Annotated in this window: 34 protein-coding genes; 20 read left to right on the forward strand and 14 right to left on the reverse strand. The window is 59.0% G+C overall.

Annotated features, from left to right (window positions below; all coding sequences use genetic code 11):
• Nucleotides 1–34 precede the first annotated feature (34 nt).
• Nucleotides 35–1,096 carry an alpha/beta fold hydrolase gene (locus tag AB4N43_RS29515; protein WP_059182782.1) on the forward strand — a complete coding sequence of 354 codons (1,062 nt, stop codon included), beginning with the start codon at nucleotides 35–37 and terminating at the stop codon, nucleotides 1,094–1,096.
• 133 nt (nucleotides 1,097–1,229) lie between these two features.
• Here the strand turns inward: AB4N43_RS29515 and ppnN are convergent, their stop codons facing one another.
• Nucleotides 1,230–2,603 (reverse strand): nucleotide 5'-monophosphate nucleosidase PpnN, encoded by a 1,374-nt coding sequence (ppnN, locus tag AB4N43_RS29520; RefSeq protein ID WP_460152602.1) that lies wholly within the window; start codon nucleotides 2,601–2,603, stop codon nucleotides 1,230–1,232.
• A 216-nt stretch (nucleotides 2,604–2,819) separates the two neighbouring features.
• Here ppnN and AB4N43_RS29525 point away from each other — a divergent pair, with 216 nt between their 5' ends.
• Together AB4N43_RS29525 and AB4N43_RS29530 are read left to right on the forward strand one after the other, a co-directional pair.
• Nucleotides 2,820–3,347, forward strand: coding sequence for a DUF3087 domain-containing protein (locus AB4N43_RS29525; RefSeq protein ID WP_027923608.1), 528 nt, complete (start codon nucleotides 2,820–2,822; stop codon nucleotides 3,345–3,347).
• Between the two features lie 114 nt (nucleotides 3,348–3,461).
• Nucleotides 3,462–5,039, forward strand: a complete 1,578-nt coding sequence (locus AB4N43_RS29530; protein ID WP_027923609.1) for a sensor domain-containing diguanylate cyclase — start codon at nucleotides 3,462–3,464, stop codon at nucleotides 5,037–5,039.
• A gap of 2 nt (nucleotides 5,040–5,041) precedes the next feature.
• Here the strand turns inward: AB4N43_RS29530 and AB4N43_RS29535 are convergent, their stop codons facing one another.
• From AB4N43_RS29535 to AB4N43_RS29545, 3 genes are read right to left on the reverse strand one after another with little or no spacing between them, the layout of a single operon-like run.
• Nucleotides 5,042–5,959 carry a LysR family transcriptional regulator gene (locus AB4N43_RS29535; protein WP_027923610.1) on the reverse strand — a complete coding sequence of 306 codons (918 nt, stop codon included), beginning with the start codon at nucleotides 5,957–5,959 and terminating at the stop codon, nucleotides 5,042–5,044.
• Between the two features lie 22 nt (nucleotides 5,960–5,981).
• Nucleotides 5,982–6,356 carry a DUF2784 domain-containing protein gene (locus AB4N43_RS29540; protein WP_027923611.1) on the reverse strand — a complete coding sequence of 125 codons (375 nt, stop codon included), beginning with the start codon at nucleotides 6,354–6,356 and terminating at the stop codon, nucleotides 5,982–5,984.
• Between the two features lie 57 nt (nucleotides 6,357–6,413).
• Nucleotides 6,414–7,346 carry a sensor domain-containing diguanylate cyclase gene (locus AB4N43_RS29545; protein ID WP_194940217.1) on the reverse strand — a complete coding sequence of 311 codons (933 nt, stop codon included), beginning with the start codon at nucleotides 7,344–7,346 and terminating at the stop codon, nucleotides 6,414–6,416.
• 186 nt (nucleotides 7,347–7,532) lie between these two features.
• Between AB4N43_RS29545 and AB4N43_RS29550 the strand changes: the two genes are divergently transcribed.
• From AB4N43_RS29550 to AB4N43_RS29560, 3 genes are read left to right on the forward strand one after another with little or no spacing between them, the layout of a single operon-like run.
• Nucleotides 7,533–8,234: an AzlC family ABC transporter permease gene (locus AB4N43_RS29550; RefSeq protein WP_460152606.1), complete on the forward strand. Its 702-nt coding sequence runs from the start codon at nucleotides 7,533–7,535 to the stop codon at nucleotides 8,232–8,234.
• Nucleotides 8,234–8,545 carry an AzlD domain-containing protein gene (locus AB4N43_RS29555; RefSeq protein ID WP_027923614.1) on the forward strand — a complete coding sequence of 104 codons (312 nt, stop codon included), beginning with the start codon at nucleotides 8,234–8,236 and terminating at the stop codon, nucleotides 8,543–8,545. The genes AB4N43_RS29550 and AB4N43_RS29555 overlap by 1 nt, the downstream gene beginning before the upstream one ends.
• A gap of 59 nt (nucleotides 8,546–8,604) precedes the next feature.
• Nucleotides 8,605–8,757 (forward strand): hypothetical protein, encoded by a 153-nt coding sequence (locus tag AB4N43_RS29560; RefSeq protein WP_172825942.1) that lies wholly within the window; start codon nucleotides 8,605–8,607, stop codon nucleotides 8,755–8,757.
• A 181-nt stretch (nucleotides 8,758–8,938) separates the two neighbouring features.
• Here AB4N43_RS29560 and AB4N43_RS29565 read toward each other — a convergent pair whose 3' ends face one another.
• The 3 genes from AB4N43_RS29565 to AB4N43_RS29575 all read right to left on the reverse strand — a co-directional run bounded on the left by AB4N43_RS29565 (nucleotide 8,939) and on the right by AB4N43_RS29575 (nucleotide 10,585).
• Nucleotides 8,939–9,166, reverse strand: coding sequence for a DUF6555 family protein (locus tag AB4N43_RS29565; protein ID WP_027923615.1), 228 nt, complete (start codon nucleotides 9,164–9,166; stop codon nucleotides 8,939–8,941).
• A gap of 188 nt (nucleotides 9,167–9,354) precedes the next feature.
• Nucleotides 9,355–9,627 (reverse strand): hypothetical protein, encoded by a 273-nt coding sequence (locus AB4N43_RS29570; protein WP_194940214.1) that lies wholly within the window; start codon nucleotides 9,625–9,627, stop codon nucleotides 9,355–9,357.
• A gap of 271 nt (nucleotides 9,628–9,898) precedes the next feature.
• A complete protein-coding gene (locus tag AB4N43_RS29575; protein ID WP_460152609.1) occupies nucleotides 9,899–10,585 on the reverse strand; it encodes an SOS response-associated peptidase in 687 nt (228 codons plus the stop codon).
• A gap of 210 nt (nucleotides 10,586–10,795) precedes the next feature.
• Here AB4N43_RS29575 and AB4N43_RS29580 point away from each other — a divergent pair, with 210 nt between their 5' ends.
• Nucleotides 10,796–11,695 carry a polysaccharide deacetylase family protein gene (locus AB4N43_RS29580; RefSeq protein WP_027923618.1) on the forward strand — a complete coding sequence of 300 codons (900 nt, stop codon included), beginning with the start codon at nucleotides 10,796–10,798 and terminating at the stop codon, nucleotides 11,693–11,695.
• Nucleotides 11,696–11,814: 119 nt separating this feature from the next.
• Nucleotides 11,815–12,057, forward strand: a complete 243-nt coding sequence (locus AB4N43_RS29585) for a DUF1652 domain-containing protein (protein ID WP_027923619.1) — start codon at nucleotides 11,815–11,817, stop codon at nucleotides 12,055–12,057.
• Nucleotides 12,058–12,060: 3 nt separating this feature from the next.
• Here the strand turns inward: AB4N43_RS29585 and AB4N43_RS29590 are convergent, their stop codons facing one another.
• The gene (locus AB4N43_RS29590; protein ID WP_194940210.1) at nucleotides 12,061–12,945 is read right to left on the reverse strand and encodes a LysR family transcriptional regulator; all 885 of its coding nucleotides are present in this window, start codon (nucleotides 12,943–12,945) and stop codon (nucleotides 12,061–12,063) included.
• A gap of 127 nt (nucleotides 12,946–13,072) precedes the next feature.
• On the opposite strand from AB4N43_RS29590, the gene AB4N43_RS29595 reads away from it, so the two are divergent.
• The 8 genes from AB4N43_RS29595 to AB4N43_RS29630 all read left to right on the forward strand — a co-directional run bounded on the left by AB4N43_RS29595 (nucleotide 13,073) and on the right by AB4N43_RS29630 (nucleotide 20,575).
• Nucleotides 13,073–14,221: a muconate cycloisomerase family protein gene (locus AB4N43_RS29595; protein WP_027923621.1), complete on the forward strand. Its 1,149-nt coding sequence runs from the start codon at nucleotides 13,073–13,075 to the stop codon at nucleotides 14,219–14,221.
• 9 nt (nucleotides 14,222–14,230) lie between these two features.
• Nucleotides 14,231–14,521: a muconolactone Delta-isomerase gene (gene catC / locus AB4N43_RS29600; protein WP_027923622.1), complete on the forward strand. Its 291-nt coding sequence runs from the start codon at nucleotides 14,231–14,233 to the stop codon at nucleotides 14,519–14,521.
• A 51-nt stretch (nucleotides 14,522–14,572) separates the two neighbouring features.
• Nucleotides 14,573–15,502: a catechol 1,2-dioxygenase gene (catA, locus tag AB4N43_RS29605; RefSeq protein WP_059182787.1), complete on the forward strand. Its 930-nt coding sequence runs from the start codon at nucleotides 14,573–14,575 to the stop codon at nucleotides 15,500–15,502.
• A 191-nt stretch (nucleotides 15,503–15,693) separates the two neighbouring features.
• Entirely contained in the window at nucleotides 15,694–16,647 is a 954-nt protein-coding gene (locus tag AB4N43_RS29610; protein WP_460152612.1) for an AraC family transcriptional regulator, read from the forward strand.
• A 174-nt stretch (nucleotides 16,648–16,821) separates the two neighbouring features.
• Nucleotides 16,822–18,186 (forward strand): benzoate 1,2-dioxygenase large subunit, encoded by a 1,365-nt coding sequence (gene benA / locus AB4N43_RS29615; RefSeq protein ID WP_194940209.1) that lies wholly within the window; start codon nucleotides 16,822–16,824, stop codon nucleotides 18,184–18,186.
• A complete protein-coding gene (benB, locus tag AB4N43_RS29620; RefSeq protein ID WP_027923626.1) occupies nucleotides 18,183–18,671 on the forward strand; it encodes a benzoate 1,2-dioxygenase small subunit in 489 nt (162 codons plus the stop codon). The genes benA and benB overlap by 4 nt, the downstream gene beginning before the upstream one ends.
• A gap of 10 nt (nucleotides 18,672–18,681) precedes the next feature.
• Nucleotides 18,682–19,695 carry a benzoate 1,2-dioxygenase electron transfer component BenC gene (gene benC / locus AB4N43_RS29625; protein ID WP_027923627.1) on the forward strand — a complete coding sequence of 338 codons (1,014 nt, stop codon included), beginning with the start codon at nucleotides 18,682–18,684 and terminating at the stop codon, nucleotides 19,693–19,695.
• Between the two features lie 106 nt (nucleotides 19,696–19,801).
• Nucleotides 19,802–20,575, forward strand: a complete 774-nt coding sequence (locus tag AB4N43_RS29630) for a 1,6-dihydroxycyclohexa-2,4-diene-1-carboxylate dehydrogenase (protein ID WP_027923628.1) — start codon at nucleotides 19,802–19,804, stop codon at nucleotides 20,573–20,575.
• Nucleotides 20,576–20,615: 40 nt separating this feature from the next.
• Here the strand turns inward: AB4N43_RS29630 and AB4N43_RS29635 are convergent, their stop codons facing one another.
• Entirely contained in the window at nucleotides 20,616–20,978 is a 363-nt protein-coding gene (locus AB4N43_RS29635) for an NUDIX hydrolase (protein WP_027923629.1), read from the reverse strand.
• Between the two features lie 210 nt (nucleotides 20,979–21,188).
• On the opposite strand from AB4N43_RS29635, the gene AB4N43_RS29640 reads away from it, so the two are divergent.
• Together AB4N43_RS29640 and AB4N43_RS29645 are read left to right on the forward strand one after the other, a co-directional pair.
• Nucleotides 21,189–21,386, forward strand: coding sequence for an SPOR domain-containing protein (locus AB4N43_RS29640; RefSeq protein WP_027923630.1), 198 nt, complete (start codon nucleotides 21,189–21,191; stop codon nucleotides 21,384–21,386).
• A gap of 120 nt (nucleotides 21,387–21,506) precedes the next feature.
• Entirely contained in the window at nucleotides 21,507–21,851 is a 345-nt protein-coding gene (locus tag AB4N43_RS29645; protein WP_460152615.1) for a hypothetical protein, read from the forward strand.
• 5 nt (nucleotides 21,852–21,856) lie between these two features.
• Here AB4N43_RS29645 and osmE read toward each other — a convergent pair whose 3' ends face one another.
• Entirely contained in the window at nucleotides 21,857–22,186 is a 330-nt protein-coding gene (osmE, locus tag AB4N43_RS29650; protein WP_059182790.1) for an osmotically-inducible lipoprotein OsmE, read from the reverse strand.
• A 12-nt stretch (nucleotides 22,187–22,198) separates the two neighbouring features.
• The gene (locus AB4N43_RS29655; RefSeq protein ID WP_059183085.1) at nucleotides 22,199–22,456 is read right to left on the reverse strand and encodes a hypothetical protein; all 258 of its coding nucleotides are present in this window, start codon (nucleotides 22,454–22,456) and stop codon (nucleotides 22,199–22,201) included.
• A 179-nt stretch (nucleotides 22,457–22,635) separates the two neighbouring features.
• On the opposite strand from AB4N43_RS29655, the gene AB4N43_RS29660 reads away from it, so the two are divergent.
• Both AB4N43_RS29660 and AB4N43_RS29665 read left to right on the forward strand, forming a co-directional pair.
• A complete protein-coding gene (locus AB4N43_RS29660) occupies nucleotides 22,636–22,854 on the forward strand; it encodes a hypothetical protein (RefSeq protein WP_027923634.1) in 219 nt (72 codons plus the stop codon).
• A gap of 71 nt (nucleotides 22,855–22,925) precedes the next feature.
• Entirely contained in the window at nucleotides 22,926–23,261 is a 336-nt protein-coding gene (locus tag AB4N43_RS29665; protein ID WP_027923635.1) for a hypothetical protein, read from the forward strand.
• A gap of 18 nt (nucleotides 23,262–23,279) precedes the next feature.
• On the opposite strand, the gene AB4N43_RS29670 is transcribed toward AB4N43_RS29665, so the two are convergent.
• The 3 genes from AB4N43_RS29670 to AB4N43_RS29680 form a co-directional block, all read right to left on the reverse strand.
• Nucleotides 23,280–23,513, reverse strand: coding sequence for a DUF6555 family protein (locus AB4N43_RS29670; RefSeq protein WP_027923636.1), 234 nt, complete (start codon nucleotides 23,511–23,513; stop codon nucleotides 23,280–23,282).
• A gap of 116 nt (nucleotides 23,514–23,629) precedes the next feature.
• A complete protein-coding gene (locus tag AB4N43_RS29675) occupies nucleotides 23,630–23,830 on the reverse strand; it encodes a hypothetical protein (protein ID WP_027923637.1) in 201 nt (66 codons plus the stop codon).
• A 124-nt stretch (nucleotides 23,831–23,954) separates the two neighbouring features.
• Nucleotides 23,955–24,221 carry a FecR/PupR family sigma factor regulator gene (locus tag AB4N43_RS29680; RefSeq protein WP_460152617.1) on the reverse strand — a complete coding sequence of 89 codons (267 nt, stop codon included), beginning with the start codon at nucleotides 24,219–24,221 and terminating at the stop codon, nucleotides 23,955–23,957.
• Between the last annotated feature and the right edge of the window lie 244 nt (nucleotides 24,222–24,465).

Raw genomic sequence — 24,465 nt, forward strand, 5'->3', positions numbered from 1 at the left:
AAACAACCGACAAATGACGGGTAGGGAAATCACTATGAAGATGAATGTGTTGAGCCGTAAAACCGAATCACGTCGCCGCTTCCTGGCACCAACGATGCTCGCTGTTGCGCTGATGCAGTTCGGTGTCCTCAGTGCCGCCACAGCGCAAGCCGCGACCCCGACTGCAGAGCCGGTGGTGGCGAACGTGGAGTCGCACGACTCGTTCGGGCCGCTGAAGCACGTCAAGGCTGGCTTGTTGAATGTGGCTTACGCCGAGGTGGGGCCTGCTGACGGTCCCGTGGTGATTCTCCTGCACGGTTGGCCCTACGACATCCACAGCTACAGCGAAGTGGCGCCGTTGCTGGCGGCCAAGGGGTACCGGGTGCTGGTTCCATACGCCCGGGGTTATGGCGACACGCAGTTCCTGTCGGACAAGACCCTGCGCAACGGCCAACCTGCGGCGCTGGCCAGTGACGTGATTGACTTCATGGATGCGCTGAAGATCAAACAGGCGGTACTCGGCGGCTATGACTGGGGTGCGCGTTCGGCGGACATCGTCTCGGCGCTGTGGCCGGAGCGGGTCAAGGCGTTGGTGTCGGTCAGCGGCTACCTGATCGGCAACCAGGCCGCAGGCAAGAACCCGTTGCCGCCCAAGGCTGAATTGCAGTGGTGGTACCAGTTTTATTTCGCGACCGATCGTGGCCAGGCCGGCTACGAAAAAAACCGTCACGACTTTGCCAAGTTGATCTGGCAGACGGCGTCGCCAAAATGGGTGTTCGACGACGCGACCTATGATCGCAGCGCTGCCGCGCTGAACAACCCGGACCATGTCGCGATCACCGTTTTCAATTACCGCTGGCGGTTGGGCATTGTGCAGGGCGAGCCGCAATACGAAGCGCTGGAACAGAAGTTGGCCACGGCGCCATCAATTACGGTGCCGACCATCACGATGGAAGGTGACGCGAACGGCGCGCCGCATCCGGCGGCCGAGGATTACGCCAAGCGATTTACCGGCAAGTATGAGTACCGGCTGATCAATGGCGGCATCGGCCACAACCTGCCGCAGGAAGATCCGCAGGCGTTTGCCAAAGCAGTGATTGATGCTGATCACCTGTAACCCCACTAACCCCCTGTAGGAGTGAGCCTGCTCGCGATGGCGGAGTGTCATTCAGCATCAATGCTGACTGATCTGGCCTCATCGCGAGCAGGCTCGCTCCTACAGGGGTAAAGGGTGTTAGTCGGATCGTGGGTTATGCCACGACCTGATAACACGGCACATACGCCGCGCCACCCGGCAGTTTCATCCGGTGCTGGGCGACGAACGCTTTGAGCAATTGATCCAGCGGACGCATGATCTGGGCATCGCCACGGATCTGATACGGCCCGTGCTGCTCAATCAGGCGGATACCCTTGTCCTTGACGTTGCCGGCGACAATGCCGGAGAACGCACGGCGCAGGTTGGCCGCCAGTTCGTGGGCCGGCATGGCCAGGCTCAGCTTCAGGTTGGCCATGTTTTCATGGGTCGGGTCGAACGGGCGCTGGAAGCCTTCGTCGATCTTCAGCAGCCAGTTGAAGTGGAACGCGTCATTGCGCTCGCGGCGGAACTGTTTGACCGCTTTGAGTCCCTGGGTCATCTGCCGTGCGACTTCCGCCGGATCGTCGATGATGATCTGGTAATGTTTCTTCGCCGCGTCGCCCAGCGTGGCGCCGACGAACGCGTCCAGTTGCTCCAGATACGGTGCGGCATGCTTGGGCCCGGTGAGGATGACCGGGAAGGGCAGGCCGTCGTTGTCCGGGTGCATCAGGATGCCGAGCAGGTACAGGAATTCTTCGGCCGTGCCCGCCCCCCCCGGGAAAATGATGATGCCGTGGCCGACGCGCACGAACGCTTCCAGGCGTTTTTCGATGTCCGGCAGGATCACCAGCTCATTGACGATCGGGTTCGGCGCTTCGGCGGCGATGATCCCAGGTTCAGTCAAGCCGAGGTAGCGACCGCCGTGGATACGCTGTTTGGCGTGGGCGATGGTCGCGCCTTTCATCGGGCCTTTCATCACGCCGGGGCCGCAACCGGTGCAGATGTCGAGGCTGCGCAGGCCCAGCTCGTGGCCGACTTTCTTGGTGTATTTGTATTCTTCGGTGTTGATCGAGTGACCGCCCCAGCAGACCACGATCTTCGGTTCGACGCCGGGACGCAGGGTGCGGGCGTTGCGCAGCAGGTGGAACACATAGTCGCTGATGCCCTGGGAGGTGCTCAGGTTGATGCGCTGGCTGTCGAGTTCGTTTTCGGTGTAGACGATGTCACGCAGGGCGCTGAACAGCATTTCACGGGTGCTGGCGATCATTTCGCCGTCGACGAAGGCGTCGGCCGGGGCGTTCAGTAGTTCCAGGCGTACGCCGCGATCTTGCTGGTGGATGCGGATTTCAAAATCTTTGTAGGCTTCGAGAATGGTCTTGGCGTTATCGACATGGGCGCCGGTGTTGAGAATGGCCAGGGCGCACTGGCGGAAGATGTTGTAGGTGCTGCCGGAACCGGCTTCGCTCAGTTGTTGGACTTCGCGTTGGGAAAGGGTTTCCAGGCTGCCTTTAGGGCTGACCGAGGCGTTGATTACTTGTCGTTGGGTCATTCAGTGATCCTTAAAACGATGTCACTCGCCGAACCGCGCGAAGGGCATCCGAATAGTGTGTATCCATGGATGAAGATGGCACGAACTGCGCTATACCGCCATGTCCCCCGTTTGACGATGAAAAGATGAAAAGGAGCCCCAGCATAGCTAAATCCCTCGCAGAGGCGATAATGCCTGGCTTTCTTTTTGTCTCTGCTCCCAAGGAAACCTGTCGCGATGTTCGAAATCCAGCCGCAGAACGCTCAAACCTATCGACAACAGACGCGCCGCAGTACGGTGATTATTGCCCTGATGTTCCTCGCGCTGGCGATGGTGCTGTCCACGGCGGCGGTGGCGGTGTTCGGTGAACCCGGCGGCGACAACCTGCGGTATAACGTCGGCGGTGTGTTTATCGCGGTGTTGCTGATGGTGGCGCTGATGCGCGGCAAGTTCTGGAACCAGCCATGGATGGCTGCGGCAGTCTACGGCTGGCAGCTCAAACGCAGCCTGATGAGCATCACCAACATCATGCATCAGGTCACCGCAGCGGTGGCGACCGGTGATCCAGTGGCCATGAAACTGCTGCGTTTCTATCACCTGGGCCTGCACCAGATGCACGAGCTGGACGCCAACTCCAGCGACCACAGTCAGCTGGTTCGCGAAATGGATCAGCACAAGGCGCGAATGGAGGAACTGGGCATCGACACCGACCAGACCCGTCTGGATCCAGCCTGGCTTGAGGCGGTGAAGCAGGCGTCGAGATAAGGTTTCCCGACACAAACTCGTCACGGGGCCGGCAAATCACCTATCGTGTTTCTGATGCGACATCTAAAGGGCGAACAGGAAAAATCGCCCTGTCATAACAAATCAGGGACTGTCATGGGGAATCCGTCCATCAAAGATCCGATTGCAAACCCGCGTCCCGCCACGCCTTGGGTGCCCGGCCAGATCGAATCAAGGCTCAAGGTCCGCTATGCGGTAGTGCTGCTCGTGGCGGTGTGCCTGTCGATGACGGTGATCGTGTTCTGGGAAGCCTGGAACTCGCGCCAGTACCATCTGCAGGACAAAGAAGTGGCGATGTCCAACCTGGCGCAAACCCTGGCCTCGCAGGCGCAGGCGTCGATCAAACAGGCCGATACGCTGCTGTTTGCCTTGGTGGACCGCCTCGAAAACGAGGGCGTCGGCCCGCAGCAACTGCCCCGGTTGCAACGATTGCTCCGCGCTGAACGTGATGAGCTCAAACAACTGCATGGCTTGTTTGTCTACGACGAACAAGGGCGCTGGATCGCTAACTCCAATGGCGCAGAGGTGCCCAACGCCAACAATTCCGACCGTGAATATTTCATCTTCCATCGTGACCATACCGACCGTGGCCCACATATCGGTCGTTCGATAAAAAGTCGCTCGAGCGGTGAATGGATCATGACCGTGTCGCGCCGGATCAATTATCCGGATGGCCGATTCGCCGGGGTGGCGCTGGCCACGATCTATCTCAGTCATTTCCTTGAGCTGTACGACAGCATCGACATGGGCCAGAACGGGGTGATCAACCTGATTGCCGATGACGCCAGTATTGTTGTACGTCGGCCGTTCAAAGCGGCTGACATTGGCAGCAGCGTGGCCAAGGGGCCGCTGTTTACCCAACTGTTGCCTAAAGGCGATTCCGGCACGGCCACTGTCAAGTCGTTTGTGGACGGTGTGGAACGGGTGGTCGGGTTTTGGCGGGTCAGCGGTTATCCGCTGATCATCTTTACCGCGCTGGACAAGGAGGAGGTGCTGGCCAGTTGGCGCAAGGAGACGGCGCTGAGCGCGGGGATCGTATTGTTGCTGCTGCTGTTTCTGGGCGCGCTCGGTTATCGCCTCATTCACTTCATGAAGCAGCAACATCACTTCCAGCGCGTGTTGCTTGATGGCCAGGAAAAACTCATCGAGGTCAATCGCAGCCTTGAGCTGCTGGCCCTGGAGGACGCGTTGACCGGGCTGTCCAACCGGCGTCAGTTTGACCTGTTTATCCTCGCGGAAATGGGCCGCGCACGGCGCACCCAGACCCACCTCGCGATGCTGATGATCGATGTCGATCACTTCAAGAGCTTCAACGACCGCTACGGTCACGTCGCCGGTGATGAGTGTTTGCGCCGGATAAGCTCGATCATCAAGGACAACATCAAGCGCCCCGGTGATCTAGCCGCCCGTTATGGCGGCGAAGAGTTCACGGTCGTGCTGCCTGGCACGGACTATGTCGGCGCTTTTCTGGTGGCTGAAAAAATCCGTCACGCCGTCCTGCTGGAGGACATTGAGCACCTGGACAGCGCAGAGGGCAGGGTGACCGTCAGTATCGGCGTTTGCGCCTACAACACGGCCTCGCAGGACCAGCCCGACGATGTGGTCACCGCAGCGGACAAGGCCTTGTATGTGGCCAAGTCCAGCGGGCGCAACATGAGCGTGATAGCCAATTGAGGTCAGATAAACCGGTCGCTGCCCTGGACCAGTTTGGTGGACAGGTACGACTGCTTGAGTTTTTCCAGCCACCACCCTAATGCCCGGCCGTCATGATCGCCGCGCCAGCCGGCGTACAGGATGTTCGGTTCGCGTGGGTCGGCCATCTGTTTTTCAACCAGCGTGCCGTTTTTCAGTAGCGAGCCCACCCGGTGCCGGGGCAGCCAGCCGACGCCCAGGCCATCGCATTGAGCGAGGACTTTGGCGCGCATGGTCGGCACCGCGAGCACCGGTTGGCCGCCCGACACGCCGTAGGTGCTGCCCTCGGTGACCCGCGACGAGTCCGCCACGACGATCGCCCGGTGCTGCGCGACCATGGCCCGGGAAATCGGTTCTTTGGCCTTGGCCAGCGGGTGTTTCGGTGAAACTGCGAACACCCACTCCATTTCTCCCAACTGCATCCAGCGCAGGGTCGGAATCGCCGGTGGCTCGTTGGTGGCGCCAATGATCAAATCCGCGCGCCCTTCACGCAGGGCTTCCCAAACGCCTTTGAGCACCTCTTGGGTGATGCGCAGCGGCACGCCGGATTCCAGCGCATCAAACTCGTGGATCACCGGAATCAAGGTTTCGAATTCGAGCAATTCGTCGGTGACAATCCACAGTCGGCTTTCCCAGCCGTTGGCCACTTGCTGCACCCGTTGGGTCAGGCGGGACACGTCCTGCATCAACCGCGCCGCTTCGTTCACCAGCAACTCGCCGGCCGGGGTGAGCTGCAAGCGGTAGCGACGGCGGTCGAAGAGCAGCGCGTCGAAGCGCTCTTCCAGTTGCCGCGCGGCGTAGGACACGGTCGACGGCGCCTTGCCCAGGTGCGCAGCGGCCCGCGACAGGCTGCCGGTTTCGCGGATGGCCTGGAGCAAAGTCAGGTCTTCAATCGACAGCATGGGTTCATCCTCGGCGTTGGTTTCAGGCGGCCCGGCGCAGTTTCCACTGCCTGAACAACCGACGATAGACCAGCACGTTGATCGCCAGCACCACGCTGCCCAGCGCCAATTGAATCGGCGGCGTCAAGCCGGCGGGGTAAATCACCGGCCAGATGTAGTGCTCGATAAAGCCGCCACCGTAGCCGGTTTGCCCGGCGGCCTGGCGCATGAGGTTTTCCCACGGGGTCAGCGGGCAGGTCAGGTGCAAGACTTCGACCATCACACCCCACGCAGCAGCAGGCAGGTGGGCCCAGATCAGCGGCCGCCATTTGAGTACCAGCAGCCCGCCGAACAGCACGAACAGAATGAACAGCAGATGAAACAGCACCAGCCCGTCGGCGGCGATCCGGTAAAACATGTCGACTCCCTGACCTGTTGGCGAATCGCTTCATGGTACTCGGACGTCTCCCGGTGTTCAGCGCAAATCTGCGAACTCGGCGCGCATCCGCCCGTTGTGCTTGGCGCGATAGAGCAATTTGTCGACCTGCTCGATGAAATCGACAGCCGTCGCCTGTAGCGGCGCGACCGTGGTGCCGACGCCCAGGCTCACGCTCAACAGCGGCGATACCGGGGAAAATGCATGGGCAATCTGTTGTTGGCGAATCAGGTGCAGGCATTTGCGCGCCACCAGCCGTGCGGACTCGGCGTCGGTTTCCGGGAGCAGCCAGACGAATTCTTCGCCGCCGATCCGGGCGATGAAGTCACGCGGACGATTGGCCGCCAGCGACAACGTCTGGGCCACCTGGCGCAGGCATTCGTCACCTTTGATGTGGCCGTAGTGGTCGTTGAATTGCTTGAAGTAGTCGATGTCGAGGATCAGCAACGACAACGGCAAACCGGTGCGCTGGGCATGGCCCCATTCGCGTTCCATGACGGTGTCGAACATCCGCCGGTTGGCGATGCCGGTGAGGCCGTCCTGGAACGAATACTCTTCGAGTTGCTTCTGCAGCCGGCTCAGGTGTTCTTCGGTTTTCTTGCGTTCGCTGATGTCGAACATGAAGCCCACCAACGCTTCGACTTCGCCGTCCTTGCGCACCACGTGCACCACGTCGCGAATCCACACGTAGTCGCCCTGTTGGGTCAGTGCCCGATAATCCGCCTCATGATCGACCCCGGCACGCGATTGCGAGACGCAGAACTCCACCACGTAATCCCGATCGTCCGGGTGCATGCGCTCGACCCAGTCGTTGACCGTCACCCAACTGTCCTGTTTCCAGCCCAGCAACGCCTCGATCTGCGGGCCGATGTAGCTGAAGGTCATGGTTTTCCAGTCGATCCGCCAGGGAATCGCATTGGTTGACTCCAGCAGGGTTTTATAGACATCGCTATCGGGTTCGACTGAGCTCATGCAGGGCCTGGCCTCAAGGAAATATGCAGCGCCATCATGTTGCTACTATCGAGGCGAATCAAGCGCCCGGCCGATGAACGGAGTGCCTTCGCTGCACACGCTCACGACGCAAGTGCGCAAGATTGTTCAAGCCATCCGCCGCGACGGCTGGCACAGTCTCGGGTCTTTCACCGGTTGTAGGGCGTTATGAAGAATTCAATCATGCCGCGCAGTGCCTTTCTGCGTGGCGCTGTGGCGATCATGCCGCTGTCCCTGGCCACCGCGCCTTGGGGCTTGCTGGCCGGGTCCATGGCCATCGAGGCCAACCTCACGCCGCTGCAAGGGCAGGGCTTGTCGAGCATTGTGTTTGCCGGGGCCGCACAGTTGGTCGCCATCGGCATGCTCAAGGGCGGTGCCGGGGTCTTTTCGATTCTGCTGACCACCTTGCTGCTGACCTCGCAGCATCTGCTGTATGGCATGAGCATGCGTTCGGTGATTTCGCCGTTGCCGGGGCGTTGGCGGGTGGGATTGGGCTTTTTGCTCACCGACGAGTTGTTTGCCTTGACCAGTCAGCACGACAAACAGCAATTCAATCGCTGGTACGCGCTGGGCGTCGGGCTGACGTTTTACATTGCCTGGAACCTGTTCACGCTGGCGGGCATTGTGCTGGGCAGCAGCATTCCGGGGCTGGAGCATCTGGGCCTGGACTTCTCCATCGCCGCCACCTTTATCGCCTTGATTACGCCGGTGGTGCGCAACGTGCCCACGGTAGTGTGTGTCGCGGTGTCGCTGTTCTGTTCGGTGTTGTTCAGCTACTGGCAATGGGGCTCGGCGCTTGTACTGTCCGGATTGGCGGGTATGACCGCCGGTTTTATCTGCAACAAACTCTACCTGGGGCGAACAGCATGATGGTGTGGGCGGTGATTGTCGGAATGGGTGTGCTGGTGTTTCTCAACCGCTACGTGTTTCTCGAACCCCGATTGCCGGTGCGCTTGAGCAGCAATGCCCGGCAGTTCCTCGGGTTTGCCGTGCCCGGCATGTTGACCGCGATCTGCGGGCCCATTGTGTTCATGCCCGACAAGCAGCTGAATCTGCAGTGGGACAACCCGTACCTGATCAGTTCGCTGGTGGCGGTGGGGCTGGTGCTTTACACCCGTAACACCTTGCTCAGCATGCTCTTGAGCATGGTGTTTTTCTTTTTGCTGCGTTGGTGGCTCTGAGTCGAACGCTCAAATGTGTTCTACGCTTAATGGGTCCCTTCACTGGAAGAGAGGTGCGCATGGCCAACGATCAAAAACATCCGGATTTTGACGATGAGGATGAACCCACGGAGGAAGAGATCAAGCGGCAGGAACGTTTGCGGCAGGACTGGAAAAATGACGACAGTCGGGAGCTGTCAGAGCGCGACCAAGAGCGTCCGCTGAAGCCCTGACCCCATGCACCACAACCTTTGTAGCAGCTGACGAGCAGCGCGAGGCTGCGTTCGGCTGCGAAGCAGTCGTAAATCCTGCTGACGCGGTCTATCTGAAACACCGCATGCGTCGATTTTACGACGGCTGCGCAGCCGGACGCAGGCTTCGCCAGCTACAGGGTTGTGTTTTTGCTTGGATAAGTTAGATCGCCTCGTTCCAGCGTATTTGGGTGATGCCCAGTTGCGTGGCGGTCAACCGCGCGGCGTCGAGGGTGGCGTGTGCAGCGATCTTTCGCCCAGACTGCGGATAGGCATGGGCGGACGCCGAATGAATCGCGTCGACATCCGAAAACTGTTCGGCCAGTTTGAAAAAGTGCCGACGAACGCCTTCGAACAAGTAGTGCACGGCGTAAGGGACGAGCTCGCTCATGTCTTGCTCCTGAGTTCAGCCTGGGCTGGGGCTCAGCAGTTGAATGGAGAATTCAGGTAGATCTGCGTTACAAGCGGTGTGCAGAAATAACAAAGCTGAAAAGAAGGAGGCCCGCAGGCCTCTACTACTGTGAGTGCAACGAAGTCCGGTTCGTTCAGTTCTTGTGCTGAACGGCACCGGGCATCATTTTAAAGGTCTTCCAACGACGGAAAATCCGGATGGGAAGCCCGATAACCCAATTTCCTGTCGATCCATGCATTTAGCTCGTTGACCATGACCGGCGGGGTGCCGGCGTAGGTGGCGAGGGTCGAACGCAGGATGTTGTTGATATTGGGGATAGAACGCAGGTTCCGGGTCTTTATGTATTGCCCGATAAAGCAGTCAAGTTGATAGCGTTCTGTCATGGACAGGTACACACACTCCAGGCTGCTGACTTGATTAATTACAAGATCGTCGCGCAACTTAGTTCTCTGCAATGCTTGTTGATTTTATAAGGATTTCCTTCTTTGTTGACTTTTTGGTCAACTTGGCGATGCCATTGGAAATGCGGCGCGCATCCTAACTTTAGTGTTAGTGAATGTATGTACGATAAAGACATTGTCGGACAAGCGGTTGAGGGCCGATTTCAAATACACGCAGCATGTGTTTCTGATATGAAACAGTCTGTGTAACGTTCATGCGTTGAAGTCATTGAACGATAACTTTCCTGTCTATACAGGACTGTTCAACTGATCAGTCCTGAACAAGCTGGTCAATCAACGTGCGAGACTGGTTTCTGACGTTGCCGACCGCCTTGTCGACCCTGTACCACTCAAACATTTCACTGGGTTCCCCTTGCAGCAGCACCATCTGTTCGGCGCGTTCTTTGGGCGTGGCCGGGTCGAGCCATTCGCGCGCCAGTTCCGGCGACAACACCACCGGCCGCCGGTCATGAATGTCGAGCATGCCACCGACGCTGTCCGCGGTGATGATGACAAAACCGTCGTCGCTGCGTGGTTCATTGCCAGCGACCGGGAACTGGCCAATGGCGGCGCAGTAACTCGGTGCGCCGTCCTGTCGACGAATCAGCCATGGCAGTCGCGTCGAATCACCCGCGTCGACCCATTCGAACCAATTGTCGATCGGTACAATCGCCCGGTGAGGCCAGATCGCCCGAAAGAATGGACCGTGCGCGACTTTTTCAACCCGCGCGTTGATCGGCGCCGCGCGATCCTTGGCCCAGTGCGGGCGCCAACCCCAGCGCACCGGATCGGCGTGCAGCCCGTCCGGCTCAAGATGGAGCAGGGCGAGTTGAGTGGTGGGTGCCGCGTTATAGCGGGCCAAGGGCTCATCCCCGACGTGATTGATCATTGCGTCGGGAATGCTCAACACGGCAACGAAATCGTGAATGCCACGGTACTGCGACAGACGTCCACACATCGGCTGAACCTGCGGTTGGAAAGCGCTGACGGGAATGTTCAGCTTAGCTTTCGGATCACCCGTGCGTTGGGGGGGCGGGTCGCGGAACCAAACACTGTATACCCTGATCAAACCTCGGCCCGCGTCACTGACGGGGCGGCGAAGGAAGAGCGGGCGAAGGATTTTTGCCATTCATAGTGTTGACCGTCAGGGTCTGGCCCAAGGCAAAACATGAAGCAGCTGTTCAACATATTCTGCGTACTCGCCATTGCCACCGGGCTGGCAGGCTGCATTTCGGCCCCCATCGCACTGACCCCGCAGACGGAACACCGTCTACAGGCCCAGGCGCCGATTCGTTTTCTGCTGACTTTCGACGATGGCCCCAGCGCGTCGAGTTTCTGGAACCCTACCGCTACGGTGCTCGACAGCCTGAAGGACAATCCACTGCAACCCGACATCAAAGCGGTGTTTTTCGTGCAGACCGGTGCGCCGCGCGCCGGCGACAGTGATATCGGGCGCGAGCTGATGCATCGCGAACACGCAGAAGGGCAGGTACTGGGATTTCACACCGCAACCCACTGGCACACCAATCACCGTTCGCTGAGCCCGGAAGAACTGGAGCAGTCGCTGAGCAAAGGCAGTGCCGACATCGCGGCGATTACCGGTGCGCCGCCGACCCTGGTCCGCCCGCCATTCTGGAACTACGACAAACGCGTCTTCGCGGCGTATCAGCAGCACGGCATGCATGTGCTGCTGACTGATTTGAGTGCCAACGACGGCAAGATCTGGGGCTTTAACGCCAGCCCCCGGCGTCGCTCTCATATGCTGCGTTCAATGTCTGAAGTGCGTGAGCGCATCGCGCAGGGCGAGTTGCCGACCGTGGATGGGGTGATTCCGGTGGTGGTGACCTTCCACGACCTCAACCGCTACACCGCCCGGCATGCCCGGGAATACCTGCAAATCCTGATCGACAGCGCCAAGGCCACCGGCGTGCCATTGGCGCAAAAACCATTTTACGATGATCACGACGCCGTGCTGCGCGCGGCCATGGCGCGTACCGTCAAGGACAGTTCCCAGCCAGTGGAGCTGCCAGGGTTCTGGAACTGGTTCTGGGACAAGAATTCCCATTAAAACCTCGCCAATATGCGAGGCAAGTATCACTTTCAGTGAGCATTGGCTGGGGCGTAAAGGAAAAAGGCCATCTATCCTGAACAGGTTGATTTCGACCGACCGCCACGGAGGCGACAGCGATGGTTCCCATTTCAGTCCTTTGCAACATTGTGGAGTCTGGCTTCGAGCCACTTTCTTGCGAATGCACGAAGAGTGCCGACGGACTGCTGTGCATTAAGGTGTTCGAGCCAGCCACCGGGTGCATTCACTTATTGATCAATGGCGTGTCTACCGCTGAATTGACCACAGTGCGCGAAATCTCCGACCTGGTGGGCGAACTGCGTACCGAGATTAGAGCCGGCCGCCGGGCGTTTGCCGGCTGACGGTCAGGCCCGGGGTTGCAGCTCTTCGATCATTTTCAAACAATGATTCAACCCGGGTGACACATCACCCACCCTCCGACTGAGAATAATCGGCGAGGTGGCGTTGTCTTCCAGCAGCGGGGTAAAGCCAATGTCGTCGCGGTGCAGCAATTGCACCGAGGCCGGCACCAGCGTGACGCCGATCCCGGCCCCTACCAGACCGATGGCCGTTTGCAGTTCGTTGGTCCATTGCGCCACGTGAATGCTCACGCCATAGGACTCGAACAGTGCAATCACATGGTCGGCATAGCTCGGGCGCGGATTGCCGGGGTACAGCACAAATGGTTCCTTCGCCAATTCGCGCAGGCTGATCGGCCCGGCCAGCAGGGGATGCCCGGCGGGCAGGGCGGCGACCAGCCGATCTTCGGTCAGCACCGTTTGAATGATCGCCGGGTCGTCGATGCGTATTCGCCCGAAGCCAATATCGATCCGCCCGGCCTTGAGCGCCTGCACTTGTTGCAGCGTGGTCATTTCCGACAGCCCCAGTTCAAGCTCCAGAGGCTCGCCGCTGCGCAGACGGCGGATCAGTTCCGGCAGTACGCCGTACAGGGTCGAAGGCGCGAAGCCGATGCCCAGCCAGGTCTTTTCCCCCAGGCCGATTCGCCGCGTGTTGTCGCAAACCTTGTTCAGTTGTTCGAGCAGGGCGGCGGAGTGTTCATGGAAAAACCGCCCGGCCTCCGTCAGCTTCAGCGGCCGGCCACGCTCCAGCAACAACACCCCGAGTTCGTCTTCCAGTTGCTGGATCTGCCGGCTCAAGGGCGGTTGGGCGATGTGCAGCAGCTCGGCGGCGCGGGTGAAATTGAGGGTTTGAGCCAACACCTGAAAATACCGCAGATGACGCAGTTCCATGGGGCCTCCGAACGTCGGTCGTTTGCATACCTTAAAGGTATCAAGTCAGACCAATTCTATATTGGCATCGTAAAAAAAGCCGTACGAGAATCGGTTCCAGAACTTTAAGAACCTGATGGGTATCGACATGCGTGCAACAGCCATTGAATCGATCGAGACGATCATCGTCGATCTGCCGACCATCCGCCCGCACAAGCTGGCGATGCACACCATGCAGAATCAGACCCTGGTGATCATTCGTGTGCGCTGCGCCGATGGCATCGAAGGGATCGGTGAATCCACCACCATCGGTGGCCTGGCCTATGGCAATGAAAGCCCGGACAGCATCAAGACCAACATCGACAAACATTTTGCGCCGCTGCTGATCGGCCAGGACAGCGGCAATGTGAACGCCGCCATGCTGCGTCTGGAACGCAGCATCCGCGGCAATACCTTTGCCAAGTCCGGAATCGAAACCGCGTTGCTCGACGCTCAGGGCAAGCGCCTCGGCCTGCCGGTCAGCGAGTTGCTCGGCGGGCGTGTTCGCGATGCCTTGCCGGTGGCCTGGACCCTGGCCAGCGGCGACACCGACAAAGACATCGCCGAAGCGGAAAAAATGCTCGACCTGCGCCGTCATCGGATCTTCAAACTGAAAATCGGCGCCGGTGAAGTCAACCGCGACCTGGCCCACGTTATTGCGATCAAAAAAGCCCTGGGTGACCGCGCCAGTGTGCGGGTCGACGTCAATCAGGCCTGGGATGAAGCGGTCGCATTGCGCGCTTGCCGAATCCTTGGCACCAACGGCATCGACCTGATCGAACAGCCGATCTCGCGCAACAACCGCGCCGGCATGGCGCGCCTGAATGCGATGAGCCCGGCGCCGATCATGGCCGACGAATCCATCGAATGCGTGGAAGACGCCTTCAATCTGGCACGCGAAGGCGCTGCGTCGGTGTTTGCCTTGAAGATCGCCAAGAACGGTGGCCCGCGTGCCGTGTTACGCACTGCCGCGATTGCCGAAGCCGCTGGCATCGCCCTGTACGGCGGCACGATGCTCGAAGGCGGGCTCGGCACGATGGCCTCGGCCCATGCCTTTATCACCCTGAACAAACTGGCTTGGGACACTGAACTGTTTGGCCCTTTGCTGCTGACCGAAGACATTCTCAGCGAGCCGCTGGTGTATCGCGATTTTGAACTGCATGTTCCGCAAACACCGGGCCTGGGCCTGAGCCTCGATGAAGAACGCCTGGCGTTTTTCCGTCGTGACAAAACATCCACTTCCGTTCATCAAGCCTGAGGAGAGATCATGCTATTCCACGTCAAAATGACCGTGAATCTACCGGTCGACATGAACCCCGAAGCCGCCGCCAAGCTGAAGTCTGACGAGAAAGCCCTGGCCCAGCGCCTGCAAGAGCAGGGCACGTGGCGCCACCTGTGGCGCATCGCCGGGCACTATGCCAACTACAGCGTTTTCGATGTCGACAGCGTCCAGCAATTGCACGACCTGCTGATGCAGTTGCCGCTGTTTCCCTACATGGCGATCGAGATCGACGCGATGTGCCGGCATCCGTCTTCCATCCGCGAGGATGACCGCTGAACCCAGCCTGTTCAGTTCGCTACGCTAATAATTACAAGATGAGGATCCACCATGAACGTCAAGATTTCCCACACTGCCAGCGCACAGAAGTTTCTCGAAGACGCCAGCGGCCTGCTCAACGACGCCGGCAACCCGCGTGTCAAAGCCCTGATCTACCGCATTCTGCGAGATTCGGTGAACATCATCGAAGACCTGGCGGTGACCCCGGAAGAATTCTGGAAAGCCGTCAACTACCTCAACGTGCTGGGCGCGCGTCAGGAAGCCGGGTTGCTGGTGGCCGGCTTGGGTCTGGAGCATTACCTCGACCTGCTGATGGACGCCGAAGACGAGCAGGCGGGCAAATCCGGCGGCACGCCACGGACCATCGAAGGCCCGCTGTACGTAGCCGGCGCGCCGCTGTCCGAAGGCGAAGCGCGACTCGATGATGGCCTCGATCCGGGTGTGACGCTGTTCATGCAAGGGCGCGTGTTCAACACCGCCGGCGAACCGCTGGCTGGCGCCGTGGTGGACGTTTGGCACGCCAACACTGGCGGCACTTACTCGTACTTCGATACCACGCAATCGGAGTTCAACCTGCGCCGCCGTATCGTCACCGATGCCGAAGGTCGCTACCGTTTCCGCAGCATCGTGCCGTCGGGTTACGGCTGCCCGCCGGACGGTCCGACCCAGCAATTGCTTGATCAACTGGGCCGTCACGGCCAGCGTCCGGCGCACGTGCATTTCTTCATCTCGGCACCGGATCATCGTCACCTGACCACCCAGATCAACCTCGATGGTGATCAGTACCTGCATGACGATTTCGCCTACGCCACCCGCGACGAGTTGATCGCCCACATCCGCTTCAGCGACGATCAACAACGCGCCGCGGCGCATGGTGTGAGCGGGCGGTTTGCTGAAATCGAATTTGATTTCACGCTACAGTCGACCGCCCAACCCGAAGAGCAACAACGCCACGAACGGGTTCGCGCGCTGGAAGATTGATAGCGCGATCAAACCTGTGGGAGCGAGCCTGCTCGCGAAAGCGGAGTGTCAGTCAACGTCGATGTTGAAGCTGACGCCGCCTTCGCGAGCAGGCTCGCTCCCACTGGGGTTTTCAGTCTGCCGACACAATGTTATGCGCGCTGTTCTAGAATGGAACTGACACCGCCAATAACAACAACGAGAGTGACCCGATGATGCACGCGCAACTGTTGAGTCAGCGCAGCAGAATATTCGACCATGCCGACCCTTACGCGGTGTCGGGTTACGTCAATCAGCACGTCGGCAACCATTGTATCCTGATGCCCAATGTCGGCCGGCCGCTGGCCAGCCTCGATCACCGCAAATTCGCCAGCCTGGACCTGTGCCGCATCAGCTACGGCGCCAGCGTGCGGGTGACCTCCGGCGCACTCGACAGCATCTATCACCTGCAAGTGCTGCTGCGGGGCAACTGCCTGTCGCGCGGGCGGGGTCAGGAACATTACTTCGCGCCCGGTGAGTTGCTGCTGATCAACCCCGATGAACCGGTTGACCTGACCTATTCCGACGATTGCGAAAAATTCATCCTCAAGGTTCCGACTCGGTTGTTTGAATCGGTGTGCGATGAACAGCGCTGGCGGTATCCGGGGCAGGGCGTGCGATTCCTGGAGAGTCGTTATCAACTCGATGAGCTGGAGGGTTTCGTCAGCTTGCTCGCAATGATTTGCCAGGAAGCCGAGGCCACCGAGCAGATTCCGCGTGTGCAGGAGCACTATGCACAGATCATCGTCAGCAAAATGCTCAGCCTGATGAAAACCAACGTCATTCGCACAAGTCTGGGTTCGCCCACTTTCGAGGTGATTGCCGACTACATCGCACGCAACCTCAAGCACGACATCGACAGTGAGGAACTGGCACGCCAGGCGCGAATGAGCCTGCGTTCGCTGTACGGGTTGTTCGAGCGCAATGCGGGAACGTCGCCACAAAACTACATCCGGCAGAAAAAACTAGAGCGCATCAACCTGTGCCTCAGCGACCCGACGTGCAACGTGCGCAACGTCACGGAAGTGGCCATGGATTATGGCTTCCTGCACCTGGGGCGGTTCTCCGACAGCTACCGCAAACTGTTCGGCGAATTGCCCTCCGACACCCTCAAACGCCGCCATTGACCGACCACACCTCCCCGTAGCCGCTGCTACACGCAGCCTCGCAGGCTCGACAGCTGCTACAGGTTCCGCGACAACTGCAGTAAACGGATAAACGTCTGCACCCAGCGGATAGTCCGCCTCATCCCTCCGTCCTAGCATGGCCCTGCCTGAATAAAAACAATGGAGGCGGCGGCCATGTCCCTGCGACCCGAATACCTTCACTCCCTGCTTGAAGACGACAAGGAAACCGGCATCTACCGCTGCAAGCGCGAGATGTTCACCGACCCACGGCTGTTCGACCTGGAGATGCAACACATCTTCGAAGGCAACTGGCTGTACCTGGCGCACGAAAGCCAGATCCCCAATGTCAACGATTTCTACACCACCACCATGGGGCGCCAGTCGATCTTCATCGCGCGCAACAAGGACGGTGTGCTCAACGCCTTTATCAACGCCTGCAGCCATCGCGGCGCGACGCTGTGCCGGCACAAGACCGGCAACAAAAGCTCCTACACCTGCCCCTTCCACGGCTGGACCTTCAACAACTCCGGCAAGCTGCTCAAGGTCAAGGATCCGGCCGCGGCCGGTTACCCGGCGAGCTTCAACTGCGAAGGCTCCCATGACCTGACCAAAGTTGCGCGATTCGAGTCCTATCGCGGCTTCCTGTTCGGCAGCCTCAAGGCCGATGTGGTGCCTTTGGTTGAACACCTTGGCGAGTCGGCCAAAATCATCGACATGATCGTCGACCAGTCCGCCGATGGCCTGGAGGTACTGCGCGGGTCTTCGAGCTACATCTACGAAGGCAACTGGAAACTCACCGCCGAAAACGGCGCCGACGGTTACCACGTCAGCTCGGTGCACTGGAACTACGCGGCCACCCAGAACCAGCGCAAACAACGCGATGCCGGCGACAGCAACCCGACCATGAGCGCCGGCACCTGGGCCAAGCAGGGCGGTGGTTTTTATTCTTTCGACAAAGGCCACATGCTGCTCTGGACGCGCTGGTCCAACCCCGAAGATCGCCCGCTGTACGAGCGGCGCGACGAACTGGCCCGGGATTTCGGCAAGGCTCGCGCCGACTGGATGATCGAGAACTCGCGCAACCTGTGCCTGTACCCGAACGTGTACCTGATGGACCAGTTCAGCTCGCAAATCCGCATCGCCCGGCCGATCTCGGTCAACCGCACGGAAATCACCATTTACTGCATCGCCCCCAAAGGCGAAAGCGACCACGCCCGTTCCAGCCGAATTCGTCAATACGAGGATTTCTTCAACGTCAGCGGCATGGCCACCCCGGACGATCTGGAAGAGTTTCGTTCGTGCCAGACCAGCTATCAGGGCAGCGTCACCACCTGGAATGACATGTCCCGGGGCGCCGAACACTGGATCGAGGGTGCTGACGAGGCGGCCAAGGAAATCGACCTGCACCCGCTGCTCAGCGGCGTGCGCACCGAGGACGAAGGCCTGTTCGTGCTGCAACACAAATACTGGCAGCAGACGATGCTCAAGGCACTGGCCGCCGAACAGTCCGAATTGATTGCCGTGGAGGCCGTGCAATGACCATCACCTATGACGCCGTGCGTGATTTTCTGTACCGCGAAGCACGCTACCTCGACGACAAGCAATGGGATGACTGGCTGGAATTGTACGCCGCCGATGCGTCCTTCTGGATGCCGTCCTGGGACGACAACGACGAGTTGACCGAAGACCCGCAGCGGGAAATCTCGCTGATCTGGTACGGCAACCGCACGGGGCTGGAAGACCGCATCTTCCGTATCAAGACCGAGCGTTCCAGCGCGAGCATTCCGGACACCCGCACCTCACACAACCTCAGCAACATCGAGCTGCTCGAACAGGCGGACGGTCTGTGCAAGGTGCGCTTTAACTGGCACACCCTGAGCTTTCGCTACAAGACCGTCGACAGCTATTTCGGCAGCAGTTTCTACACCCTTGATGTGCGCGGTGAAAACCCGCTGATCAAGGCCAAGAAAGTGATCCTGAAGAACGATTACGTTCGCCAGGTCATCGATGTCTACCACTTGTGAGGCGGCTGTCATGACGCATTCCATTGCATTCAATTTTGAAGACGGTGTCACCCGGTTCATCGACGCCAATGCCGGTGAAACAGTGGCCGATGCCGCGTACCGCCAGGGCATCAATATCCCGCTGGACTGCCGCGACGGCGCGTGCGGCACCTGCAAATGCTTCGCCGAGGCCGGTCGTTATGACTTGGGCGAGGAGTACATCGAAGACGCTCTCAGCGCGGAAGAAGCCGAGCAGGGTTTTGTCCTGACTTGCCAGATGCGTGCCCAGAGCGATTGCGTGGTGCGGGTGCCGGCGTCCTCGGAGGTTTGCCGCACGCGGCAGGTGAGTTATGACGCCACGATCAGCGCGGTGCGCCAGTTGTCTGACAGCACCATCGCGCTGTCGATCAAGGGTGAAGCGTTGAGCACCCTGGCGTTTCTGCCGGGGCAATATGTGAACCTCGGGGTTCCGGGCAGCGAGCAGACCCGCGCCTATTCGTTCAGCTCGTTGCAGCGCGACGGCGAAGTCAGTTTCCTGATCCGCAATGTGCCCGGCGGCTTGATGAGCAGCTTTTTGACTGGCATGGCGAAGGCGGGCGACCGCATGAACCTGGCCGGGCCGCTGGGCAGCTTCTATCTGCGCGATATTCGCCGTCCGTTGTTGCTGCTGGCCGGTGGCACGGGGCTGGCGCCGTTCACCGCGATGCTGGAAAAAATAGCCGAGCAGGGCAGCGAACATCCGCTGCATTTGATCTACGGCGTGACCAACGATTTCGACCTGGTGGAACTCGACCGCCTCGAAACCTTCGCCGCACGCATCCCGAACTTCAGCTTCAGCGCCTGTGTGGCCAACCCCGACAGCCAGTATCCACTCAAGGGCTACGTGACCCAGCACATCGAGCCGCGGCATTTGAACGAGGGTGACGTCGACGTCTACCTGTGCGGCCCGCCGCCGATGGTCGAGGCGGTCAGCCAGTTCATCCGTGAGCAAGGCGTCCAGCCTGCGAATTTCTACTACGAAAAATTCGCCGCCAGCGCGGCTTGAGTAGTACACGCGAAGGGGGCGGGACATTCAACGGGAATGTCGCCTGTTAGACCGCTATCGCGAGCAGGCTCGCTCCTGCAGGTCAGGTTTTTTTCACGAGGTGGGTATGAACAGATTTCACGAAAAAGTGGTGCTGATTACCGGGGCTGCGCAAGGCATCGGGCGGCGGGTGGCTGAGCGCATGGCCGCTGAGGGGGCGCGGTTGATTCTGGTCGACCGCTCCGAGCAGGTGTTTGAGGTGCAGCAGCAGTTGGGCCAACGTAATCAGGTGCTGGCCCTGACCGCCGACCTTGAGCAATACAGTGAGTGCAGCCGGGTGATGCGCACCGCCATTGAACGTTTCGGGCGTCTCGACGTGTTGGTCAACAACGTCGGCGGCACGATCTGGACCAAGCCGTTCGAGCACTATGCCGAGGAGCAGATCGAAGCCGAAGTCCGCCGCTCGCTGTTCCCGACGTTGTGGTGCTGTCATGCGGCGCTGCCGTTCATGCTGGAGCAGGGCAGTGGCGCCATCGTCAACGTCTCGTCCATCGCCACGCGCAGTATCAATCGCGTGCCGTATGGCGCGGCGAAGGGCGGGGTGAACGCACTGACCGCTTGCCTGGCCTTCGAAACTGCCGGCCGCGGGGTGCGGGTCAATGCAACCGCACCCGGTGGCACCGAAGCGCCGCCCCGGGTCATTGCGCGCAACACTGCCGAGCAAAGTCCTGAGGAAAAAGTCTGGTATCAGCAGATCGTCGACCAGACGCTCGACAGCAGTTTGATGAAGCGCTACGGCACGCTGGATGAGCAGGCAGGCGCTATCCTGTTTCTGGCCAGCGACGAAGCGTCCTACATCACCGGCATGATCATGCCGGTCGGTGGCGGCGACCAGGGCTGACGCTCACTGAGAACAACCCGTACCTACGTCAAGCAGTCGCTTACAAGCGGCGCCGAAACGCCTTGACGATCTGGCGCGTGGCGTCGCTGGTGCTCAGGTTGTCGACCGTCTCCAGCGGGTGCCAGATGCAGTCGATGATTTCGTTTTGGGGCCGGGCCTGCTCAAGGTTCGGCACCGACGCTTCGTAGACATGGTGGCGGGTGCCGCCCGATTCCAGCTCCATGAGGTACAGCAGGTTGTCGGCGCCCAGGCCGGTTTCTTCTTGAAGCTCACGCAACGCGGCGCCCGCCGTGGTTTCACCGGGTTCGACTTTTCCGCCGGGCAAGCTCCAGCGACACCTGGTTTTGCGCACCAGGAGAACATGTCGGTCCAGTTCGCAAATGACCGTTGCACGTACTTTCATCGGTTACCTAACAATTGCGTGTCATAAAAACGTAATAAAAATGCAACATTCGGGCCGTGATCTCTATTTCAGGTGTTAGAGCGATGTTCTCAGCGAAAAGTGCAATTGAACGCTGGATTACTGACGCGACGTCTGGTCGGCACTTGGGCAAAGGTCGGGTGTAAGGTATTGCAGGCAATCGTCGGTTCCACTACCGAACAGGAGGTGACCATGAGTGTTCCGATACTGAATAAAATGCACATGAACGGTTATGACGTACTGAGCGTAAACAACGGCCCCTGGCGGGTTTGCACCCAAGGTGACCGCTTGGGGTCTTTCAGCAGCAGAGAGGAAGCGCTGGCCTATGCTGCATCGCTTCCCGCCTATAGAGCGAGGACGGTTCGCCCGTTAGCTCAGCAGTCAGAATGACGACACCCTTGAAGCCCCGGAATGCCGGGGCTTTTTTGTTTCAGAAGCGAAGCGCAGAGGATTTTAAACGCGACATTGGAGTGATAGGGTGGCCGTTTTCAATTCAAGGAAGAACCCATGTTGAAAGGGCGCTGGATGTCTCTGGCCTTGGTGTCTGCAATAAGTTGGGCTTGCGCAAGCCCGGCTCAAGCCCAGGCGTTGGGCGAAATTAAAACCAACCCGCAGGTCTGCGAAGCGTTCCGTGTATTGGCCGGATCGATCATGCAGTCTCGTCAAAACGGCGAATCGAAAGCCAGTTTGCTCGCCATAAAATCGGGCAATCCCGACCACGACACGTTGGGAGCAATGTTGATCAACGAAGCGTACAGCCAGCCCGTTCGCGATTCTCAAGCGCAGAAAAGCCAGGCAATCAACACCTTCGCCGATAAATGGCGGGATACCTGCAACAAGCCTGTTGCCGGCTAGTTCGCTCAGTAGCCTCCGCCACCGCTTGAGTGTGAGGGTTCCCTGGCTTTCTGTTGAACGTGACTCCATTGCGCGCAAGTCATGAAGCTTTTGTGGTCGACCTTGCCGTTGCCATCGAAGCTGACGTTGTACGGCTGATGCTGGTCCGCGTGCGTCAATGTGTAGTCAAAACAACTACCAGGCTGCACCGTGCGGTCGGTGATCGAGACCGGTTGACCGCCGATCTGCTGCACTTGATCCTTGCTCATCCCGGTCTGGACTTTGGCGACCAAGGGCTGGGTACCGTAAATATGTTCCTCGGTGCTGCAGCCACCCACCGCCAGCAGGACTGCCAGGGTGAAACTTGTTCATGACAGTGCTCCCGTTAGTGAGGCCTTCTTCCGACTGATCACCTTGGCTTTCACTTCCTCGGCATAGCCCGCCAGGCGTGCTTCATCGCCCTGAAACAACGCGCATAACTTGAGAACGGCTTGCGCATCCACCTCATTACCCGCCTGGCGTAGCTGTTGCTCAATGCGCAGCAACTCGACCGCCGACCACCTCAAATCTGACGCAACGCTTTGCAGGTCACGGCGAAGTGCGTTTTCATCTTCGTTAAGCCACATGACGACCTCCAGCAATCTCTCGATAAGAAAGAGTAGTTCCATTTAGAACGGCGTAACGTTTGTTCGTCAGATTCCCGCGGGATAGAAGGTGCGTCCGTTGGTCGGGAAGTTGAGGGCGAGTGACCTTCGCGGTTGTCGTACGAAGGTCAATGAACTTCGTCAGGACGGGGCCACACTCTATGAGCAATACCGATGACTTCAAATTTCATGCCCATGAGTTGATTGTTGACCTGGATACCGCCACCACAGAGATGATGAAGCTGATTTCAGCGCATCAACTGAGCGGCCCGGAGTGGGAGCGGGTCACGCAATGGCAGCATGAAGCCTATGAGCGGTGGATGGCTTATCTCAACGAAAGAACCTATCCAGAGCCTCCAGGAAACAATGCTCCACATTGAGTTGTATTCAATAGATGGATGTCCGGCCGGCGAAGCGTTACATTTCGCGTTTTACGGGATAAGGATGCGTCATGCGGATGTGGATTGGGGGAGTAACGCTGGCGATGCTGGCAGGTTGTTCGTTGCCGGCGTCTGTGGTGCCGGGTGAACCCAACGTCAGCAAATACAGCGACAAGCCGCCCAAAGAACTGGCGGCGTGTATTTTGCCGGCGTGGCAGAAAGAAATTCCGAAAACGACCCAGGTCGGCATTTCCAATGGCTATCGGCTGAATGCGCCGAGCATCATCACCGCGGATGAAATTCTCGATATCGTCAAGTACAAGGACGGCAGTCGGGTTTCGCTGTATCAGGGGCCACCTTGGGCCAAGTCCGGCGCCATGCGCAAAGCCGTGAAGGATTGTCTGTAAAGAGGCGCACCGGCCTTTTCAACTGGGTAATTCTTCCCAGCTGACATCGATCAGGCCGCCTGCTTGCGCGTGACTTCGAAGTGCCTCGTCGTTTTGTTGATCGTGATTTTGCCCATATGAAAGTCCCAGCCCTGAATGCAGGCAAGCGTAATACCATGCGTCTGCGTGACTCATGTGCGTGTCTGGCTGTACGAAAACGTGCCGGTCATCGTTGAAACGGTAGGTGATTTGAAAATAGCGAGTGTGAGTCATCCGATTCTCCAGGTGCTACCGCTACGACATTAATGGCGTAGTGCCAGTTCCTTTGGATTTCGGACTTCTGTCTGCATGAGCAAAAGGCAGAATGTGTACCGGTCATCGGACGCGGTTTACTGATGGTTGTCCCGACCCGCGTTGCGCCGCTCACTGCCTGAAGGATTGCCGAGGTTGATCAGTCTTCTTTCTACCAGGATGTTTTCGAGCGCCTGGCGCGCGACGGGGTCCAGTTGGTGTTCTCGCTCCTTGAGCTCCAACAGGATCGGGCTCGACCAGGCGCGATAGGTTTTTTCGACACTGCGAATGGACGGCATTTATCTCTCCTTGATCAGGGGCCCCCACCTATGAGCGGGGGCGTTTGATTGCGTAGAGACCCTAGTTGAGGAAAGCGGTTTTCGCCAACAGATTGCACTGCAATGGTGCGACCGTTTCAGCGCATCACATTTTGTGCGCGCCGTTCTGCTGCGTCGATCTATCAGTCAGCAGCTTTTTCGAGGTGTTTTGATGGTTTGGCAACTGGTCGCTGAGGTCCCAGATTTCCAGCATTTTTGCGTATTCAAAGGCGTGGCGAGGATCCATCTGAATCCACTCCTTAAAGGCCAGTTTTTCCTCCTGCGTGCAGGTGTTTTCTTGTAAACGCATACACCAATGAGCGGCTTGGCTGAGGGTGGCTTCGTCCATGTCGCAAGAGCTGGGTGGATTCATTGACTGCTACCTGTTTGGCCGGATAACGCACCTTACGAGGCCGTTTGGGAAAAAAATGTCAAAAAGAAGTCGAGTTGATTTCAATGCTTCGCGGTGTTCAACCACACCGATACACACAAACCGCTATTGTTCAGCACGAATAGGGCGCAGGGGAGAAGGTATGGGAGGACACTTGGCGGGGACTGAGGAGGGGAACTGACGACAACGCTCTGGTTCTTGGTGACCAGGCAACGAAGTGGATTGG

The sequence above is a fragment of the Pseudomonas sp. S2_B07 genome (genome assembly GCF_054668435.1).